This is a genomic window from Paraburkholderia acidicola (assembly GCF_002362315.1).
GTDB classification, from domain to species: domain Bacteria; phylum Pseudomonadota; class Gammaproteobacteria; order Burkholderiales; family Burkholderiaceae; genus Paraburkholderia; species Paraburkholderia acidicola.
This window is the reverse complement of the sequence record NZ_MTZV01000004.1, coordinates 797,452-815,727: the sequence shown is the minus strand read 5'-3', so window position 1 is coordinate 815,727 and position 18,276 is coordinate 797,452. Positions and strand designations below refer to the sequence as shown.

Annotated in this window: 10 protein-coding genes; 2 read left to right on the top strand and 8 right to left on the bottom strand. The window is 65.0% G+C overall.

What is annotated here, in order from left to right; translation table 11 throughout:
• Positions 1–3 precede the first annotated feature (3 nt).
• From glcE to BWP39_RS13880, 3 genes are all read right to left on the bottom strand, one after another.
• Complete coding sequence (gene glcE, locus BWP39_RS13890) at positions 4–1,092, bottom strand: glycolate oxidase subunit GlcE (RefSeq protein ID WP_096721027.1); 1,089 nt, start codon at positions 1,090–1,092, stop codon at positions 4–6.
• Between the two features lie 179 nt (positions 1,093–1,271).
• Positions 1,272–2,765 carry an FAD-linked oxidase C-terminal domain-containing protein gene (locus BWP39_RS13885; protein ID WP_096721025.1) on the bottom strand — a complete coding sequence of 498 codons (1,494 nt, stop codon included), beginning with the start codon at positions 2,763–2,765 and terminating at the stop codon, positions 1,272–1,274.
• A 54-nt stretch (positions 2,766–2,819) separates the two neighbouring features.
• Positions 2,820–4,235 carry an FAD-binding oxidoreductase gene (locus BWP39_RS13880; RefSeq protein WP_096721023.1) on the bottom strand — a complete coding sequence of 472 codons (1,416 nt, stop codon included), beginning with the start codon at positions 4,233–4,235 and terminating at the stop codon, positions 2,820–2,822.
• A 237-nt stretch (positions 4,236–4,472) separates the two neighbouring features.
• Between BWP39_RS13880 and BWP39_RS13875 the strand changes: the two genes are divergently transcribed.
• Positions 4,473–5,027 (top strand): cob(I)yrinic acid a,c-diamide adenosyltransferase, encoded by a 555-nt coding sequence (locus BWP39_RS13875; RefSeq protein ID WP_096721021.1) that lies wholly within the window; start codon positions 4,473–4,475, stop codon positions 5,025–5,027.
• A gap of 165 nt (positions 5,028–5,192) precedes the next feature.
• Here the strand turns inward: BWP39_RS13875 and aroG are convergent, their stop codons facing one another.
• The 4 genes from aroG to BWP39_RS13855 all read right to left on the bottom strand — a co-directional run bounded on the left by aroG (position 5,193) and on the right by BWP39_RS13855 (position 13,451).
• Positions 5,193–6,266 (bottom strand): 3-deoxy-7-phosphoheptulonate synthase AroG, encoded by a 1,074-nt coding sequence (aroG, locus tag BWP39_RS13870; RefSeq protein ID WP_096721019.1) that lies wholly within the window; start codon positions 6,264–6,266, stop codon positions 5,193–5,195.
• A gap of 383 nt (positions 6,267–6,649) precedes the next feature.
• On the bottom strand, positions 6,650–8,116 hold the full coding sequence (gene tldD / locus BWP39_RS13865; protein ID WP_096721017.1) for a metalloprotease TldD: 1,467 nt from the start codon (positions 8,114–8,116) through the stop codon (positions 6,650–6,652).
• A gap of 177 nt (positions 8,117–8,293) precedes the next feature.
• Complete coding sequence (locus tag BWP39_RS13860) at positions 8,294–9,136, bottom strand: carbon-nitrogen hydrolase family protein (RefSeq protein ID WP_096721015.1); 843 nt, start codon at positions 9,134–9,136, stop codon at positions 8,294–8,296.
• A gap of 103 nt (positions 9,137–9,239) precedes the next feature.
• Entirely contained in the window at positions 9,240–13,451 is a 4,212-nt protein-coding gene (locus BWP39_RS13855; RefSeq protein ID WP_096721013.1) for a YhdP family protein, read from the bottom strand.
• A gap of 193 nt (positions 13,452–13,644) precedes the next feature.
• Here BWP39_RS13855 and glnE point away from each other — a divergent pair, with 193 nt between their 5' ends.
• Entirely contained in the window at positions 13,645–16,440 is a 2,796-nt protein-coding gene (gene glnE / locus BWP39_RS13850) for a bifunctional [glutamate--ammonia ligase]-adenylyl-L-tyrosine phosphorylase/[glutamate--ammonia-ligase] adenylyltransferase (RefSeq protein ID WP_096721011.1), read from the top strand.
• Between the two features lie 131 nt (positions 16,441–16,571).
• Here the strand turns inward: glnE and recN are convergent, their stop codons facing one another.
• Positions 16,572–18,236: a DNA repair protein RecN gene (gene recN / locus BWP39_RS13845; protein WP_096721009.1), complete on the bottom strand. Its 1,665-nt coding sequence runs from the start codon at positions 18,234–18,236 to the stop codon at positions 16,572–16,574.
• Between the last annotated feature and the right edge of the window lie 40 nt (positions 18,237–18,276).

Sequence of the window (18,276 nt, the reverse complement as noted above, 5' to 3'; positions counted from 1 at the left end):
GGTTCAGAAGTCGGGGTACAGACGGCCGCGATTGAAGACGCGGGCTGGATCGAAAGCGGCTTTCAAACCACGATGGATTTTCATCAACGGTGCGGGCAGCGGGGTGAACACACCGGCGCTGCGATCGTAGCCATGACCGGTGCGAAAGATCGTCGCGTGGCCGCCGGCCTGTTTCGCGCTCATGCGTACCGTTTGCGCGTCGGTGTCGGTGATCCACCAGCGTTGCCCGCCGCCCCATTCCATCAGTTGGGCGCCTGGCAGTTGCAGCGGTTCGGTGATGGTTGGGAGTGCGAGACGCCAGAGTGCGGCCATTGGTGCGATCGCCGAGAAGAACGGATCGGTCTGCTCGCGCAGACCGCCCCAGAAGCGTTCGGCTTCGACCGCGTCGACTACTTCACCGCCCAGCACGGACTTCGCGGCCTTCACCGCAGCTTCCGCCCCGCCGAGGCGCAACGCGAGCGTGCCGTTGCGCCACGCGCTGGCGGTGACCGGCAGCGGCCGGCCGCCCCATTCGTTGAGCTTGCGTACGGCATCGGTGCCGTTCATGTCGAACTTGAGCGTGGCTTCGACCTTCGGCCGCGGCAACACCTTCACCGATAGTTCGAGGATCAGCGCGAGCGTGCCGAGCGAGCCGGCCATCAATCGCGATACGTCGTAGCCGGCAACGTTCTTCACGACCTGACCGCCGAAGTGCAGCACCTGGCCATGGCCGTTCATCACGACCGCACCGAGCACGAAGTCGCGCGGTGCGCCGGTCGCGGGGCGCCGCGGCCCGGCGATACCCGCCGCGATGCAGCCGCCGAAGGTGGCCTGCGCGCCGAAATGCGGCGGCTCGAACGGCAGCATCTGATCGTGTTCGGCAAGCGCTGCTTCGATCTCGAGGAGTGGCGTGCCGGCCCGTGCGGTGATGACGAGTTCGGCCGGGTCGTAGGCGATGATGCCGCGGTGGGCGCGCGTATCGAGGATTTCACCTTCCAGCGTCTGGCCGTACCAGTCTTTCGTGCCGCCGCCGCGAATGCGCAATACGTGTCCGGAGGCAGTGGCCGAGCGGATGCGCTCGGACCAGTCGGCGACGATGTCGTCCTCTTCCATGGTGTCCTGCTTCGTTGTGTTTCGCTCGATTGTACCGGTCGGCGCCGCTCTGGCAACCCGGAGCGGACCCGTAGCACGAAGCGCGGGAAGACGCCACGGCAAGGGTCTTCGCGCCGGCGAGCACGCACCAGGGATGACCCGCGGAGCGCGCTTGCCAGTGGACGACCCGCGCGCGCAGGCTAGAAACGCGGCAGATCGGGATGCGGCAGCAGGCCGCCGCGCACATGCATCTTGCCGTACTCCGCACAGCGGGCCCGCGTCGGGATGCCCTTGTCGGGGTTCAGCAGGCCGGGGGGATCGAAGGCGCGCTTGACCGCGTGAAACGCATCGCGTTCTTCGGGCGAGAACTGCACGCACATCGAATTGATCTTCTCGATGCCGACACCGTGTTCGCCGGTCACGGTGCCGCCCAGCTCGACGCAGGTCTCGAGAATGTCGGCGCCGAACGCCTCGGCGCGATGCCATTCGTCGAGATCGTTACCGTTAAACAGAATCAGCGGATGCATGTTGCCGTCGCCCGCATGGAACACGTTCATGCAGCGCAGGCGGTACTTTTCTTCCATCACCTCGATGCGCGCGAGCAGCGGTCCGATGCTGCGACGCGGCACCGTGCCGTCCATGCAGTAGTAGTCGGGCGAGATACGTCCGGCGGCCGGAAACGCATTCTTGCGTCCGGACCAGAAGCGCAGCCGCTCGCTTTCCGAGCGCGAAATCTGGATGCGCGTCGCACCGTGCTCGCGTAGTACGGCCGTCATCCTGACTATTTCGTCGGCGACTTCTTCGGGTGTTCCATCCGACTCGCATAACAGGATCGCCGCGGCATCGAGATCGTAGCCGGCGTTGACGAAACCCTCGACGGCGCGCGTGGCCGGTTTGTCCATCATCTCAAGGCCCGCGGGAATGATGCCCGCCGCGATGATGCCCGCGACCGCATCGCCGCCCTTCACGACATCGTCGAAACTCGCCATCACGACCTGCGCGGTTTGCGGCTTCGGAATCAGCTTGACGGTGACTTCGGTGACGATCGCGAACATCCCTTCGCTACCGATCACCACCGCCAGCAGATCGAGACCGGGCGCGTCCGGGCTCAACGAACCGAACTCGACGATCTCGCCATCCATCGTCACCGCGCGCACGCGCAGGACGTTATGCACGGTGAGACCGTACTTCAGGCAATGCACGCCGCCGGAATTCTCCGACACGTTGCCGCCGATCGTGCAGGCGATCTGCGACGACGGATCGGGTGCGTAGTAGAGCCCATACGGCGCGGCCGCTTCCGAGATCGCGAGATTGCGTACGCCCGGTTGCACGGTGGCGGTACGCGCATACGAATCGACTTCGACGATCTTCCTGAAACGCGCCAGCGATACGACCACGCCATGGCGTATCGGCATCGCGCCACCCGAGAGCCCGGTGCCCGCCCCGCGCGGCACGATCGGCACGTCGAGCCGCTTGCAGATCTGCACGATGCGCTGCACCTGCGATTCCGTTTCCGGTAGCACGACGGCGAGCGGCAGGCGGCGGTAAGCAGCGAGGCCGTCGCACTCGTAGGCGACCGTGTCTTCTTCGCGATAGAGCAGGCAGTGCGTCGGCAGCACGGCCATCAGCGCCTGCACGACTTCGCGCTGGCGTTGCGCGAGCACTTCAGCCGAGAGTTCGGCGGGTGCGTTCATGTCTCCTCCTGCTGCGACCTCTTTCATCTCCGACACGCTCCGTTGCGTTATGCGTCAGGCTGCCCACGAGAAAATCTTGCCGGGGTTCATCAGGTTCTGTGGATCGAGCGCGTGCTTGATCGAGCGCATCGTTTCGATTGCGACAGGCCCGTGCTCTTCGAGCAGGAAGTTCATCTTGTGCAGGCCCACGCCGTGCTCGCCGGTGCAGGTGCCGTCCATGCGCAACGCGCGTTGCACGATGCGCTGATTCAGGCGTTCGGCTTCGGCGAGTTCTTCGGGTTTGTGTGGATCGATCAGGATCGCGACGTGAAAGTTGCCGTCGCCGACGTGACCGACGATCGGGCAGGGCAGCGGCGAGGCGATCAGGTCCTGCTCGGTTTCGACGACGCATTCGGCGAGCCGCGAGATCGGCACGCAGACATCGGTGGTGACCGCGCGGCAACCGGGTTTGAGCTGCAGCATCGCGAAGTACGCGTTGTGTCGCGCGTTCCATAGACGGCTGCGATCTTCGGGCCGGGTCGCCCATTCGAAGTCTTCGCCCGAGTGCTGCGCGACGATGTCCTGGACCTGTTCCGCCTGCTCCTTGACGCCGGCCTCCGTGCCGTGAAACTCGAAGAACAGCGTCGGCGCTTCGCGCAGTGTCATCTGCGCATGCTTGTTGATCGAACGGATCGCGAGCGAATCGACAAACTCGACGCGTGCGATCGGTACGCCCATCTGGATCGTTTCGATCACGGCGCGGACTGCATCGCCCATCGACGGAAATGCGCACACCGCGGCCGATACCGCTTCCGGCTGCGGATAAATCCGCAGCGTGATTTCGGTGATGACACCAAGTGTGCCTTCGGAACCGACGAAAAGACGCGTGAGGTCATAGCCCGCCGACGATTTGCGCGCGCGTGTGCCGGTATGAATCACGCGGCCGTCGGCGAGTACGACGGTCAGGCCGAGCACGTTCTCGCGCATCGTGCCGTAGCGCACGGCGTTGGTGCCCGACGCGCGTGTGGCCGACATACCGCCGATGCTCGCGTCCGCGCCCGGATCGATCGGGAAGAACAGGCCCGTGTCGCGCAGCGCTTCGTTCAGCTGCTTGCGCGAGACGCCGGGTTCGACGGTGACGGTGAGGTCTTCGGCGTTGATCGACAGCACGCGGTTCATTGCGGACAGGTCGATCGACACGCCGCCCTGCACGGCCAGCAGATGACCTTCGAGCGACGAGCCGTTGCCGTACGGAATGATCGGTGTGTCATGTTGCGCGCACAACTTCACGACGGTCTGTATGTCTTCGGTGTGATTCGCGAAGACGACGGCATCGGGTAATTGCGGATCGAAGGGCGACTCGTCGCGGCCGTGATGGGTGCGGACTGCCTCGGCGGTCGAGACGCGCTCGCCGAACGCGGCTTTCAGCGAGGCGAGCAGCTCGGCGGGGAACGGGCGGCGCAAAGGTGCCGGCGGCACGGGATGGTTCACGCATGTCTCCTGAAAGCGGGCGATGTGTCTTATGGTTGCGGGTCATTTTACGCCGATCGTCTGTGGGGAGCGTGATGGGCACACAGGGCGCGCAGGGTAAGGCCGGCACCTATAATGCTGCGATCGACCGCGCGGGCTTTTTGGCTTGGCTTGGCTTGCTGCCGCGGCGCATGGCTTCAATCAGCAGCGGGTGCGCACCGCACGCGCTGCGACCGACTGAATGAATGGGACTCCATCATGGGCAACCGCTTGAGCAAGATCGCCACCCGCACCGGCGACGACGGCAGCACCGGGCTCGGCGACGGCCGGCGGGTGCGCAAGGACGACCTGCGGATCGCGGCGATCGGTGACGTCGACGAACTGAATTCGAATCTGGGCGTGCTGTTGTGCGAAGCGCTGCCCGACGACGTACGGGCAGCACTCACCGCGATCCAGCACGATCTCTTCGATCTGGGCGGCGAGCTGTGCATACCGGGGCACACGGTGATCGCCGAGGCGCATCTCGCGCAACTGGACAACTGGCTCGCGCACTACAACGCGACGCTGCCGCCGCTGAAGGAATTCATCCTGCCGGGCGGCTCGCGGGCCGCGGCGCTTGCACATGTCTGCCGTACGGTGTGCCGGCGCGCCGAACGCACGATCGTCGCGCTCGGCGAACACGAGACGATCAACGCGGCGCCACGGCAGTATGTGAATCGACTGTCGGACCTGTTGTTCGTACTAGCGCGCGTATTGAACCGGAGCGCTGGCGGCAGCGATGTGCTCTGGCGGCGGGATCGTTCTATCGGTTGAGCATGCGCTACTGAAGATGCACGCGGCACGCGCGCTGCACGGCGATCCGTGTGCGCGAGTGCCTGTGCGAGACCAGCTTCGTTTTAGTTGTCGCGCGGCCCGCACTGGGTTGCCGCTACCGGGTCTCAACAGCCGCAGTTGAGTCCCAGTTGCGACTGCCCGATCTTAGTTACCGCTGCCGCGCGCAACGCGCCGCTGTTTCACCGATTCAGCCAGCCCTTCGAGCACGCCGATCGTTTCGTCCCAACCGATACACGCATCGGTAATGCTCTGGCCGTATGTGAGCGCGCAGCCTTCCTGCAAGTCCTGACGTCCCGCCACGAGATGCGACTCCACCATCACACCGATGATCCGCTCATCGCCCGCCGCGATCTGCCGGCCGATATCCGCGCACACCGGAATCTGGTTCTCGTGCTTCTTCGAGCTGTTCGCGTGGCTCGCATCGACCATCAGGCGTGCGGCGAGACCCGCCTTGCCGATGTCGGCGCAGGCTGCGTTGACGCTCTCGGCGTCGTAGTTCGGCGTCTTGCCGCCGCGGAGGATGATATGACAATCCTCGTTGCCGGCCGTCGACACGATCGCCGAGTGGCCACCTTTCGTCACCGACAGGAAATGGTGCGGCTGCGACGCCGCCTTGATTGCATCGACGGCGATCTTGACGTTGCCGTCGGTGCCGTTCTTGAAGCCGACCGGGCATGACAGCCCGGAAGCCAGCTCGCGATGCACCTGCGATTCGGTGGTCCGCGCGCCAATCGCACCCCACGAGATCAGATCGGCGATGTATTGCGGGCTGATCATGTCGAGGTACTCGGTCCCTGCCGGCAGACCCAGTTCGTTGATGTGCAGCAGCAGCTCGCGCGCGGTGCGCAGGCCGTCGTTGATCTTGAAGCTGTTGTCCATGTGCGGGTCGTTGATGAGACCCTTCCAGCCCACCGTCGTGCGGGGCTTCTCGAAGTACACACGCATCACGATTTCGAGTTCGCTGGCGAAACGCGTGCGCTGCTCGACGAGGCGGCCGGCGTATTCGAGCGCGGCCTTTGTGTCGTGAATCGAGCACGGCCCGACGATCACGATCAGCCGGTCTTCCATGCCATGCAGGATGCGGTGCATCGACCGGCGTGCGTGGTAGATCAGGCTCGACACCGGCTCGTCGCACGGGAACTCGCGGATCAGATGGGCGGGCGGTGTGAGCTCTTTCAGCTCTCGAATACGGACATCGTCGGTGTTGTGCGGGGGCATGGTTTTTCTCCAGGATTCGACTTGTAGCGTGCTCGCGCGGTGGATAGCGGACCGCAGCGGAAACTCGTCAGGCTAGTTAAAAGGATTAGGTGGATAGAAGCGAGGGGCGAAAAAAAACCGCCAGACTCGCTGGCGGTTTTTTCGGGAATTTCGGGTGCCTTACGTGCACTAACACCCCTCTCGATCCGCCAGCGGTCTGAGATGCCAGAAAAAATAAAAATAAAACTTGGCGGACATGGCGTTGAAAGGTGCTCGGTGATCTGAAAAAGGTGTCGTGCTTTATAACCCGGCCTCAGGCAGCTGGCAAGCCGGGCGACATGAAAATGCGGATAATCCGCACATTTCTTTTAAATTGCGCAAGAAATGTGCGGACCGGGCGAAACTCAGGCGGTACCACCCACCGTCATCTTCTCGATACGCAGCGTCGGCTGGCCGACGCCGACCGGCACGCTCTGGCCTTCCTTGCCACACACACCGACGCCGGAATCGAGCGCCATGTCGTTGCCGATCATGGTCACGTACTTCAGCGATTCCGGGCCGCTACCGATCAGCGTCGCGCCCTTCACCGGGTAGCTGATCTTGCCGTTCTCGATCATGTACGCCTCGGAGGCCGAGAACACGAACTTGCCGTTCGTGATGTCGACCTGACCGCCGCCGAAGTTGACCGCGTACAGGCCGTTCTTCACCGATTCGATGATTTCCTGCGGATCGCGGTCGCCATTGAGCATGTAGGTGTTGGTCATGCGCGGCATCGGCAGCGCGGCGTACGATTCGCGGCGCGCATTGCCGGTGACGGGCATTTTCATCAGACGCGCGTTCAGCGTGTCCTGGATGTAGCCCTTGAGGATGCCGTTCTCGATCAACGTCGTGCACTGCGTCGGGTTGCCTTCGTCGTCGATATTGAGCGAGCCGCGACGGTTGGGCAGCGTGCCGTCGTCGACGACCGTGACGCCCTTCGCCGCAACCTGCTCGCCGATGCGACCGGCAAACGCCGACGAGCCCTTGCGGTTGAAGTCGCCTTCGAGCCCGTGACCGATCGCTTCGTGCAGCAGCACGCCGGGCCAGCCTGGCCCGAGCACGACGGTCATCGCGCCGGCTGGTGCGGGCCGCGCGTCGAGATTGACGAGCGCTGCGTGCACGGCGTCGTCGACATACTTCGACAGGATCGCGTCGGTGAAATAGCCGTAGTCGAAGCGCCCGCCGCCACCGCCGCTGCCAATTTCACGGCGGCCGTTCTGTTCGGCGATCACCGTGACCGATACGCGTACGAGCGGGCGGATGTCGGCGGCAAAACCGCCGTCGCTACGCGCCACCAGCACGACATCGTATTCGCCGGCGAGCCCTGCCATCACCTGCGTGATGCGCGGATCGCGGCTGCGCGCGATCTGCTCGACACGTTCGAGCAGCTTGACCTTGGCGGTCGCGTCGAGCGAATGCAGCGGATCGGACGGCAGGTACAGATCGCGTCCGGCGATGCCTGTCAGTGACGACGCGACCTTCACCTTCTGCTTGCCGCCGCCGGCCTTTGCAATCGAGCGGGTCGCGATCGCGGCCTGGCGGATCGCTTCGGGCGACAGATCGTCGGAATAGGCGAAGGCGGTGCGGTCGCCGGACACGGCGCGCACGCCGACGCCCTGGTCGATGCTGAAGCTGCCCGACTTGACGATGCCCTCTTCGAGGCTCCACGCCTCGCTGCGGGTGGCCTGGAAGTACAGGTCTGCGTAGTCGACGCGGTGCGTGAAAATCTCGGCGAGCGTGCGGGTGAGCAGGGACTCGTCGAGACCGTAGGGCGTCAGAAGCACGTCCTTCGCGGTCGCGAGATTACGAATTCCGGGTTCGATGATGTTCATGCGGATGTGAGTCGATTAGATCGGGTCGTAAGTTTGGGGATATCGCGAGCTGGCGGTTCGGGTTGCCACGGTTGCCATTGTCATTCGATACGCATATTCAATGCGGATAGGTTATCAGATGGTTCGAATGGATCGAATTTCAATGGCTGTATCGGGCTATCGAGCGTTAGCCGGACGTCAGGCGAGCACGCGGTGACGCAAGGCAGGCAGGCTCGCCCGGACTTCGTCGATGCGCGCACGCTCGATGTTGCCCGCAACCACTCCGGCGCCCTCTTCGCGTACCGAAACGATTTCGCCCCACGGGTCGATCAGCATGCTGTGGCCCCACGTGCGGCGGCCGGTTTCATGCGTGCCGCCTTGCGCGGCGGCGAGCACGTAGCACTGGTTCTCGACCGCACGTGCGCGCAACAAGGTTTCCCAGTGCGCACGACCGGTCGTGTAGGTGAACGCCGATGGCACGACGATCAACGCGCAGTCGCCGAGCTTGCGATACAGCTCCGGAAAGCGCAGGTCGTAGCAGACCGACAGGCCGACGCGGCCAAACGGCGCGTCGAAGGCCGTAACGCTGTCACCGGGGCGGATCGTGCGCGCTTCATTGAACGATTCGGTGCCCTTCTCGAAACTGAACAGATGAATCTTGTCGTAGCGCGCCGCTTCGTTACCCTGCGGATCGAACACGAGCGTCGTATTCAGCACGCGATCCGGTTCCGGTGCAGTCAACGGCAGTGTTCCGCCGATCACCCACACGCCATGCCGGCGCGCGGCGTCGGCGAGAAAGCGTTGGACCGGGCCGTCGCGATATGCTTCGCGGATCGACAGCTTGTCGGTGTCCTTGAAGCCCATGAAGCAGAAATATTCGGGCAGCAGCACGAGTTGCGCGCCGTCAGCGGCAGCTTCGGCGATCAGGCGTTCGGCTTCAGCAAGATTACGTTCACGATCGGGCGTCGTCACCATTTGCAATGCGGCAACGCGGGTGGACGAGGCGGCTTCGGATGGGGAATGGGCGTGTTGATCGCTCATGAGATTTTCGAAAGGTTCCGGGCAGGGCCGCGGCGCTGATAGTGCGTGCCGCGGGCGAGAACGAGACTGGCCGCTTCGGCGCCGCGCCGCGGGGAATGCGGGTTTAAGGAGCGGTCGCCGCAGAAGCGGGTGCGTCCATCTTACCCCGATCGCCATGGACCCGCTCGACATGCGGTTTGGACCATGAGCCGGTGATCGCGTAGTCGAGTGCGAAGGCTTTACCGATCGAATGCGATAGCGCCAGATCCGCTGCGAGTACGCCGAGCCCGAGCAACGGATTGATCACTGCGACCGCTACGGCAGCGGCGCCCGCGCTCACCGTCGGGATGACGTGGACGTTCAGATTCTGCGTTTCGTGCGCGAGATCGACGGTGCCGCGCATTTCGGCGCGCGCCGGTGCGGTGATCATCTCGAAGTTGTCGGTGCGGCCGATGCCGTTGTTGATTTCGCTAGTGCCCTTGATGCTTTCGAACGGCAGGCCCTTGCCGATCACATCCTTGAAGTTCAGTGTCGCGAAGCGCGCGAGGCTTTGCAGGCTCAGCACACCGAGTAGTTTCGCTGCGCCCGGATCGACCTTGAGAATCTGGCCGTGATGCAGATCGAGCGACAGGTTGCCGTTAAGCGTCGGGTAATCGATTGCAGTCGGGCCGCCGCGCCAGCCGACCTTGCCCGCCAGCACGCCCGAACCACCCTTGACCGTGCGCGGCAGTCCCGCGCGTTCGAGCAGCTCGCCCGCATCCTTGATGTCGAGTTTGAAGTCGAATACCGTGCGGCGCGGCGTGTCCTCGTCGGCGTTCGAACCGAGCCGGCGCGACGTGCGCCAGTTCCCGGTCGCGGTCAGCTTCGCGGCCGGATTGTTGACTTCGAGCGTATCGAGTTGCCACACCGGTACGCCGTCTTCGTCGCTGTTGTGCGCATCGACTTCGAGCCGGCCGAAGTTGCGGCCGCGCACGATCAGCTCGTTGACGATCAGATCGATCGTCGGCATGTTTTGCGCCGGTGCGGAGATCGCCTGGCCGAGCAGATCGTTTTCGGACGCGGATGGAATGATGAGGCGCGCGAGACGTGCCTGCAGTGTGCCCGGTGAATCCTTATTGGCGCCGGGCAGCCACGATACGTGACCGGACACCTGATTCGACGCGATGTTGGCCTGCCACTTGTTGTCGTCGTGCGAGGCGCCGACGACCACGCTTTCCCAGTGACGCTTGAGCAGCGTCAGTGTGCCGATGTGCACGGCGAAGCGGTTCGGCAGGAACTGCGCGACGGTCGCGGACGGCACGCCGGGTTGCGTGCCGTCGTTGCCGTGGCGCATGTCGGTGACGAACGTGCGCCATGCGTCGGCATCGAGGGCGTCGACGTCGACTGCGGCGGTGACGCCTTCGGACGGGAGTTCGGCGGGACGGTTGACGCCGATCGCGCCGCGTACAACTGCGGGCTTTTCGTGCGGTGCGAGCCGCAGCAGATACGTCGCGGCGATTGGGCCGAATGTCAGGTCGGCGCGTTGCTGGCCGCTTGTGCTTGCCGTGCCTGTCGTGTCGGCGGCCGCTGTCGTGGACTGCGGCTGCAGCGTGAAATGCAACGGCATCGGTGTGCCGAGCGGTTTGTTAAACGGCGCGGGGAAGTTCAGCGCGAGTCCGGTGAGATCGGAGTTCGCCGTGACTTCCGGTAAACGCCCCTTGCTGCCGTGCATGTTCAGATCGTACGGCGCGCTGCCCGTCATCCGCGTCAGCACCTGCGCAGCGGGACCATGCAGATCGAGACCACGTGCAGCATCGACGGCGATGTGGCCCGCGACGTCGAGCGCATAGCTGCCGTTTTCCTTCAGGCCGCCATTGGCCCGCACGTCACCACCGAGAAACCGGCCCGACAGCTTGTCGAGCGCCGCGGTGTGCTCGGTGAAATGCACCTTGCCGCGCAGATCGGACAGCGGCGGCACGTTGTTCATCGCGAGGCGGTTGTTCTGGAAGCCGATCGCTCCTTCAACGGCGATGTGCGGCTTGGGCGTGCTGCGCGGCACCGTGAGTTTCAGCGCGAGCGTGGCGGGACCGTCGGCGTGGATCTTTTCGCCCACATGTTTCGACATGCCGCCGAGCGCGCTGCTGTTCACGTAATCGAGCATGTCGGCGAGCGGACCGCGTCCGTCGCCGGCGATCACGAGGCTGGACGCCTTCGTGCCGAGATCGTCGATGCGGCCCGTCACCTTGTTCAGTGCGACGCGCCGGTAATGCGCGCGGTCGATGTCGAAGCGCAGCAGGTTTTCCTTCAGTTCGAACACCCCGTTGATACCTTCGAGCGCGGGCCACACGCTCGGCGTGCCGTCCTTCATTTTCTTTGGCGGGTACGGCGACGGATCGAACGTGCCGCCCGTGAACGGCGCGACGATATGAAAGATCCCCGCCGACGGGTTGCGCGAATACGGGAACTGGGTCAGGTCGCCACGCACCTCGATCGTCCCGTTGTGCGCTGTGCCCGCCTGCAGCCCGTGGCCGAGATAGATGCGCAGCTTTTCGCCGATACTGGTCGGCAGATAGCGCACGACGCGCGATACCTGCGCATGATCGATGTCGGCTTTCAGATCGAGCGTGCCGCGACCGTGCCCGGGGTTCGTATAGTTCGCGACGACCTTGCCGTGCAGGTCGGCGTTCTGCACGCTCAGCGCCGAGACCGACACGGCAAACGCCTTGTGCGCTTCGCCGGGCGCGGCCGGCGAGACGGTCCAGGTGCCCGTGCCCTGCAGGCGGTCGAAGGTGAGCCGCGGGTCGTCGAAGAGGCCGGGCACCGTGACGGCTGCGTTGGCGGTGTCGAGTGTGACCGTGCCGTGGGTTTCGTCGGCGTCGACGCTGCCCCACAGATTCTCGAAACCCGGGATGCCCGCGCGCGGGTGGTTCAGCGCGGTGAGCCCTGGCGGCGGTTCCTGCGCGGCGACGCTGATGCCTTGCAGGTCACCCTTGAACCGGTAACGCACGATCGGTTCGGTACCTGTCGCGTTGTGCTCGCTCGCGGCCTCGCCGCTTTCCGGCGTGCCCCGCTCGATCTTGATTTCATAATTGGCGACCTGGCCGCGCGGATTGAAGCGCACGAGCTCGTTCAGGAGGCGCCCCGGTAGCGGCAACGCGCGGCTGAATTCCGCGAGGATGCCGAGGTCGACGCGGTCGCCGGCCACGCTTACGAGCTGGCCATGCTGCACGCTCGGCATCCGGTAGTGGCCGGTCAGCGTGCTGAGCGCGAGCGTGCGCGTGAGCGGCGTGCCGTCGTCGAGCGGCGGCTGACCGAGTTCCGCGCGCAGGTCGCGCAGCTTCAGCGTGTAATCGCCGCGCGCCGGCGCGTCGAGCGACCAGGAGAAGCGCGCCTCCGGCATGTCGAGCTTCGGCTGGGTGGGACGTACTCGCAGCGAGACGTCGGTGCCCGACAATTCGCCGCCCGCCGATTTCATCCGCCCCTGGCCGAAGTCGATCCAGATGGCGTTATCGATGCGGCCCGCGAAAGCCTCGATCGGGAAGTCGATGTAATGGGAAAGTGTAGGCAGATCGACAGGACCGGTCGACACGTAAGCCGTGCCGCTCCAGTTGACCGGCTTGCCGATCGCCGCCATCCGCGCGTGCCGGAACTGCGCGCGGAAATCGAGCGGGCCGTGCAGCACGGTGCCTTCGGCGGGCGCCTGCAGCGCGATCCGGTGGTCATAGCCGTCGTTCAGAATGGCGAGGCGGATGTCCTGCAGGGTCAGCTCAGGCGCGTCGTGGCGTGCGTCGCGCCAGCGCAGCGTGCCGCCGCGCAGGACGATCGCCTGCTGGCGCAGCAGCCACGTGGTGAACGTGTCGTTGCCGGTGTGCGTGCTTGGCATCGGCACGCCGGCCACCGACAGCGTGCCGTCCGCGGAGCGCGCAACGAGGACGTCCGGTTGATCGACGATCAGGCTCGATAGCAGCGGCGTGAGTTGCACGAGCGAGCGCCACGACACCGTGGCAGTAGCGTGCGGGACCGTGAGCGCGACGTTGCCGTCGCGGTCGCGAATGGTCAGGTCGGTGACGTCGACGCCGGGCTGGAAGCCCAGCCAGTGCGGCGCGAGCTTGCCGATGCGGACTTCGGTGTGGAGCTTGTCGGAGACGAGTGCTTCGATGCGCGGCCGGAACGAGTCGACGTGCGGCAGGACGCCGTAGCGCAGACCCAGCACCAGCGCGGCCACGATGAAATAAACGACGAGCGCGATGCCCAGCACCACCCGCAGCGTATGGCGCAGAACCACATGGTCGTGTCCGCCGGCGGGCCTGATATTTCCAGCATTGTGCGGGTCGGCGGAGTCGTTTCGCTCGGACATGCTGCGGCGGATGGCGGGTATGGTAGTTTTGCTGTCTGACGACGAAATGTAACACACGGGCCGGTGCCCTCGAACTTCCTGCAAACCCTTGCCCATACCGGTTTGCAGCCTATGTTGCAGGTGCGAACCGTAATGCGCCGCAGATAGCCGGGACCGGTCCACGGGATGTAGCAACGAGCGAGCCAGACCTCTGATGACTGATGTAACCCTGCTGAGTTCCAGCTATTCACGTTACGTTGCGCGAGCGGTCGCTGCGCGCCCGGATCTTGCGGCGCGCATAGCGGCACTGGCGGCAACGCCGCTCACGCGCGAGCGCATCGATGCGCGGCTCGACGCGCTGTGTGCGGAATCCGCAGCCTGTGCCGCAGGCGCCACGAGCGGCGACGATGCACTGAAACAGGCGCTGCGGCAGTTGCGCACCGAGGTGTTCTGCGCCGTGATGGAGCGCGATCTCGCCCGCACCGCCGATGTCGCCGAAGTCACAGGCACGATGACCGATCTTGCCGAAGTGACGATCCAGCGTGCGCTCGCCGTCGTATCCGCCGATCTCGAAGCGCTCTATGGCGAGCCGCGCGGGCCGCAGGGCGAACGGCTGACGCTCGGCGTCGTCGGGATGGGCAAGCTGGGTGGGCGCGAACTCAACGTATCGTCGGATATCGACCTGATCTTCGTATACGAGGACGACGGCGAAACTGCGGGCGGTCAGCGCTCGCCGATCGCGACGCAGGAGTTTTTTACCCGAGTCGGCAAGCGTCTGATCGGCGCGCTCGCCGAAGTCACCGCTGACGGCTACGTGTTTCGCGTTGACATGCGGCTGCGCCCGAACGGCGATTCGGGGCCGCTCGTATGTAGTCTTGGCATGCTCGAAGAGTATTTTTACGTGCAGGGCCGCGAGTGGGAGCGCTACGCGTGGATCAAGGGGCGGCTCGTGTCGGAAGGCCGCAGCGAATCCGCGCGGCGTCTGGCGAAGCAACTTGCCGCTCTCACTCTGCCGTTTATCTATCGCCGGTATCTGGACTTCGGCGTGATCGGCGCGATTCGCGCGCTGCATGTGCAGATTCGCCAGGAAGCGCAGCGCCGCGCGTCGATGCGGCCCGACAAGGCCGACGATATCAAGCTCGGTCGCGGCGGTATTCGTGAGATCGAATTCAGCGCCCAGGTATTTCAGTTAATTCGTGGTGGTCAGGACACGGGGTTTCGCGTCCGGCCGACGCTCGCCGTGCTGCGCTATGCGAACGTGCGCGGGCTGATCGCGCCGGCCGTGTGCGAAGAGTTGTCGCACGCGTATCGTTTTCTGCGCGAACTCGAACACCGGCTGCAGTATCGCAACGATGCGCAGACACACGCGATGCCGGTCGATCCCGACGAACGCGCCTGTCTTGCTACAGCGATGGGATTTGACGATTACGCCGCGCTGATGGTGGCGCTCGATGCACACCGCGATCGCGTCGAGCATCAGTTCGACCAGATCTTCTCCGACAAGGTGACCGGTCATCGCGGCTGCGGCGTGCGCGAAGACGGCGCGGCCGCGTGGGTGTGGAGCAGCGCGCTCGCCGACGATAGCGCCGGTGAAGCGCTCGAAGCACGCCTCGTCGAACTGGGTGTCGCTGAACCGGGTGAGCTACTCGCGCGGCTGCGCGCCATGTGGCAATCGTCGCGCTATGCGGGGCTCGCCGAGCGCAGCCGGCAGCGCTTCGACATCGTCGCCCAGCGTGCACTGGAAGCGGCGAACACGCTCGAACCGCCCGAACGGCGCGGCGATACGGTCGCGCGTTTCTTCGATCTGCTGGACGCGGTGAGCAAACGCGGCGCGTATCTCGCGCTGCTGACCGAATATCCGAGCGCGTTGCATCGCGTGTTGTCGGTGCTGGGTGCGTCGCACTGGGCGGCGGGTTACCTGATCCGCCATCCGCAGTTGCTCGATGAACTGCTCGACGACGAAGCGATTGCGAGTCCGTTCGACTGGCCCGAATTCAAGCGGACACTGCGCGCGCATCTCGCGGCCGCCGATGGCGTCGAGCATCAGATGGATCTGCTGCGTCACGCGCACCAGGCCGAAGTATTCCGCATCCTGCTGATCGATCTGGCGGGCAAGCTCAGCGTCGAGCACGTCAGCGACCGGCTGTCCGAACTCGCCGATGCGGTGCTCGACGTGACGCTCGAAGCGGTCTGGGCGCAGCTCGCGAAGCGTCATCGCGAGGTGCCGCGTTTTGCGGTGATTGCGTACGGCAAGCTCGGCGGCAAGGAGTTGGGCTACGCATCGGACCTCGACCTGATCTTCCTGTACGACGACCCCGACGATGCCGCCGCCGATGTCTACGCGACCTTCACGCGCCGCCTGATCACCTGGCTCACGATGGCGACCGGTGCGGGTACGTTGTTCGATGTCGATCTGCGGTTGCGGCCAAATGGCGAGTCGGGTTTGCTCGTCACCGATCTCGACGCATTCCGCCGCTATCAGCTGCGCGAGGGCGACGCTGCGAATACCGCGTGGGTCTGGGAACATCAGGCGCTGACGCGTGCCCGTTATTGCGCCGGCGATGCCGACATCGGCGCACGTTTCGAGGCGATTCGCGAGCAGGTGCTGACCACGCCGCGCGAAGCTGTGCCGCTTGCGCGCGAGATCGTCGATATGCGCGAGCGCGTCGAGGTGGGGCATCCGAATCGCTCGCCGTTGTTCGACCTGAAGCACGATCGCGGCGGGATGGTGGATATCGAATTCCTCGTGCAGTACTGGGTGCTGCTGCACGCGGCAAGCGACCCGGAACTGATCCGCAACACCGGCAATATCGCGCTGCTGCGTGAGGTGTCGCGTTTTGGTCTGATGAGCGAGGAAGAGGCCGAGACGGTCGGCGCCGCGTATCGCACGTACCGGAAGATGCAGCACCGGTTGCGGCTCGACGGGATGGAGAAGGCGCGGGTCGATCCGGATGCGGTGGCGGAGGAGCGTGATGTTGTGCTGAGGTTGTGGCGGCGGGTGTTTGGTTGAAGTTGAAGCGCGGCTAGTGTGCGACGTGCGGCGACCGCGATGGCTTCACGTCGATAGCACTTTGAAGCTGTGGCCGCGGGTATCGGGACCAGGCGCAGCTAGCGCACGACGTGCCGCGCGCCGCACTCGCCTCACGCCGTCAACATTTCCTTCGCGTGCTTACGCGTCGTAGCGGTGATCTCCAGACCGCCAAGCATCCGCGCGACTTCCTCGATGCGGTTCGCCTTGTCGAGCGGCGTGACGGTGCTGACCGTGCCGCTCTTGCCGTTCGATGCCTTCGCCACCTGAAAGTGATGATCGCCGCGCGCCGCAACCTGCGGCAGGTGCGTGACGCACAGCACCTGGCGATCGCGTCCGAGCTGATGCAGCAAACGCCCGACCACTTCAGCAACGCCGCCGCCAATCCCGGTATCGACTTCGTCGAAGATCAAGGTCGGCGTCGGGCTTGCAGCACTCGCGATCACCGCGAGCGCGAGACTGATCCGCGCGAGTTCGCCACCCGACGCCACTTTGGCGAGCGGCCGCAACGGCACACCCGCATGTCCGGCGACGCGAAACTCGATCTGCTCGAGTCCGTGCGCGCCGCCTTCCGGTAGCGCGACGAGCGCGACCTCGAAGCTGCCGCCCGCCATCGACAGTTCCTGCATGCCTGTCGTCACCGCCGCGCCGAGCGCCTTCGCAGCCTTCGTGCGCGCTTTCGACAGTTGCAGTGCGTCGGCGAGATACGCTTCCTTCGCTTTTGCTTCGGCGGCACGCAGGCTGTCGATGTCGGCGGCGGCATCGAGCGCGGCAAGTTGCGCGCGGCGCGCTTCGTGTTCTTCGGGCAGCGTCTGCGGCTGCAGACGGAATTTGCGCGCTGCCGAGTGCAAGGCTTCCAGTCGCTTTTCGACCTGGGCGAGCCGGTTCGGATCGAGTTCGAGCCGCTGCGCGTAATGCGAGAGCGAGTAGGCGGCTTCCTGCAACTGGATTTCGGCGGGCTCGAGCGCGGCGAGCGCATCGTTCAGCGCCGGATCGATCTCCGCGAGATCGCGCAGCTTCGAGACGATCGTGCCGAGCTGCGAAAGCATCGCCTCGTCGGATTCGGACAGCGCGTTGAGCGCGCCCTGCACACCGTCGATCAGATTCGCCGAATGCGACAGCCGCCGATGCTCGACATTCACGTCTTCCCATTCGCCGGGCTGCGGCGCGAGCTTGTCGAGTTCGGCGAGTTGCCAGGCGAGGCGCTCGCGTTCGAGTTGCAGTTCGCGGTCGCGGGTTTGCGCGAGTTCGACGGCCTGGGCAGTATCGCGCCAGCTGCGCCATGCGCGGTTCACGACGGCGGCGGTTTCGAGCAGGCCCGCGTGCGTATCGAACAACTGCCGTTGCGCGTCAGGCCGCATCAGCAACTGGTGCGCATGCTGCCCGTGGATATCGACCAGCATCTCACCGAGTTCGCGCAGTTGCGTGAGCGTGGCGGGCGTGCCGTTGACGAACGCACGCGAGCGGCCGTTCGCATCGAGCACGCGTCGCAGCAGCACGGTGTTGCCAGCGGCATCTCCGGCCATGCCGAGCGCCTGGTCGTCGAGCCATTGCTCGACTTCGCCGTGGGTATCGAATTCGGCGGTGATATCGGCGCGCGTCTCACCGGTGCGCACGACGCTCGCATCGCCACGAGCACCGAGCGCAAGCGCGAGCGCATCGATCAGGATCGATTTGCCGGCGCCCGTTTCGCCCGAGAAAACCGTGAAGCCGCTGTCGAATTCGAGATCGAGCGCGGCGACGATGACGAAGTCGCGTATCGAGAGGTGGCGAAGCATGGAAGTGGTCTGGTTGGCAGGCGGTGACGGGCAGGCAAGC

What these genes read in the sequence shown, in the direction of transcription:
- glcE (WP_096721027.1), bottom strand. Translation starts at nt 1,092, where the DNA reads ATGGAAGAGGACGACATCGTCGCCGACTGGTCCGAGCGCATCCGCTCG.
- BWP39_RS13885 (WP_096721025.1), bottom strand. Translation starts at nt 2,765, where the DNA reads ATGAACGCACCCGCCGAACTCTCGGCTGAAGTGCTCGCGCAACGCCAG.
- BWP39_RS13875 (WP_096721021.1), top strand. Translation starts at nt 4,473, where the DNA reads ATGGGCAACCGCTTGAGCAAGATCGCCACCCGCACCGGCGACGACGGC.
- aroG (WP_096721019.1), bottom strand. Translation starts at nt 6,266, where the DNA reads ATGCCCCCGCACAACACCGACGATGTCCGTATTCGAGAGCTGAAAGAG.
- tldD (WP_096721017.1), bottom strand. Translation starts at nt 8,116, where the DNA reads ATGAACATCATCGAACCCGGAATTCGTAATCTCGCGACCGCGAAGGAC.
- BWP39_RS13860 (WP_096721015.1), bottom strand. Translation starts at nt 9,136, where the DNA reads ATGAGCGATCAACACGCCCATTCCCCATCCGAAGCCGCCTCGTCCACC.
- BWP39_RS13855 (WP_096721013.1), bottom strand. Translation starts at nt 13,451, where the DNA reads ATGTCCGAGCGAAACGACTCCGCCGACCCGCACAATGCTGGAAATATC.
- glnE (WP_096721011.1), top strand. Translation starts at nt 13,645, where the DNA reads ATGACTGATGTAACCCTGCTGAGTTCCAGCTATTCACGTTACGTTGCG.
- recN (WP_096721009.1), bottom strand. Translation starts at nt 18,236, where the DNA reads ATGCTTCGCCACCTCTCGATACGCGACTTCGTCATCGTCGCCGCGCTC.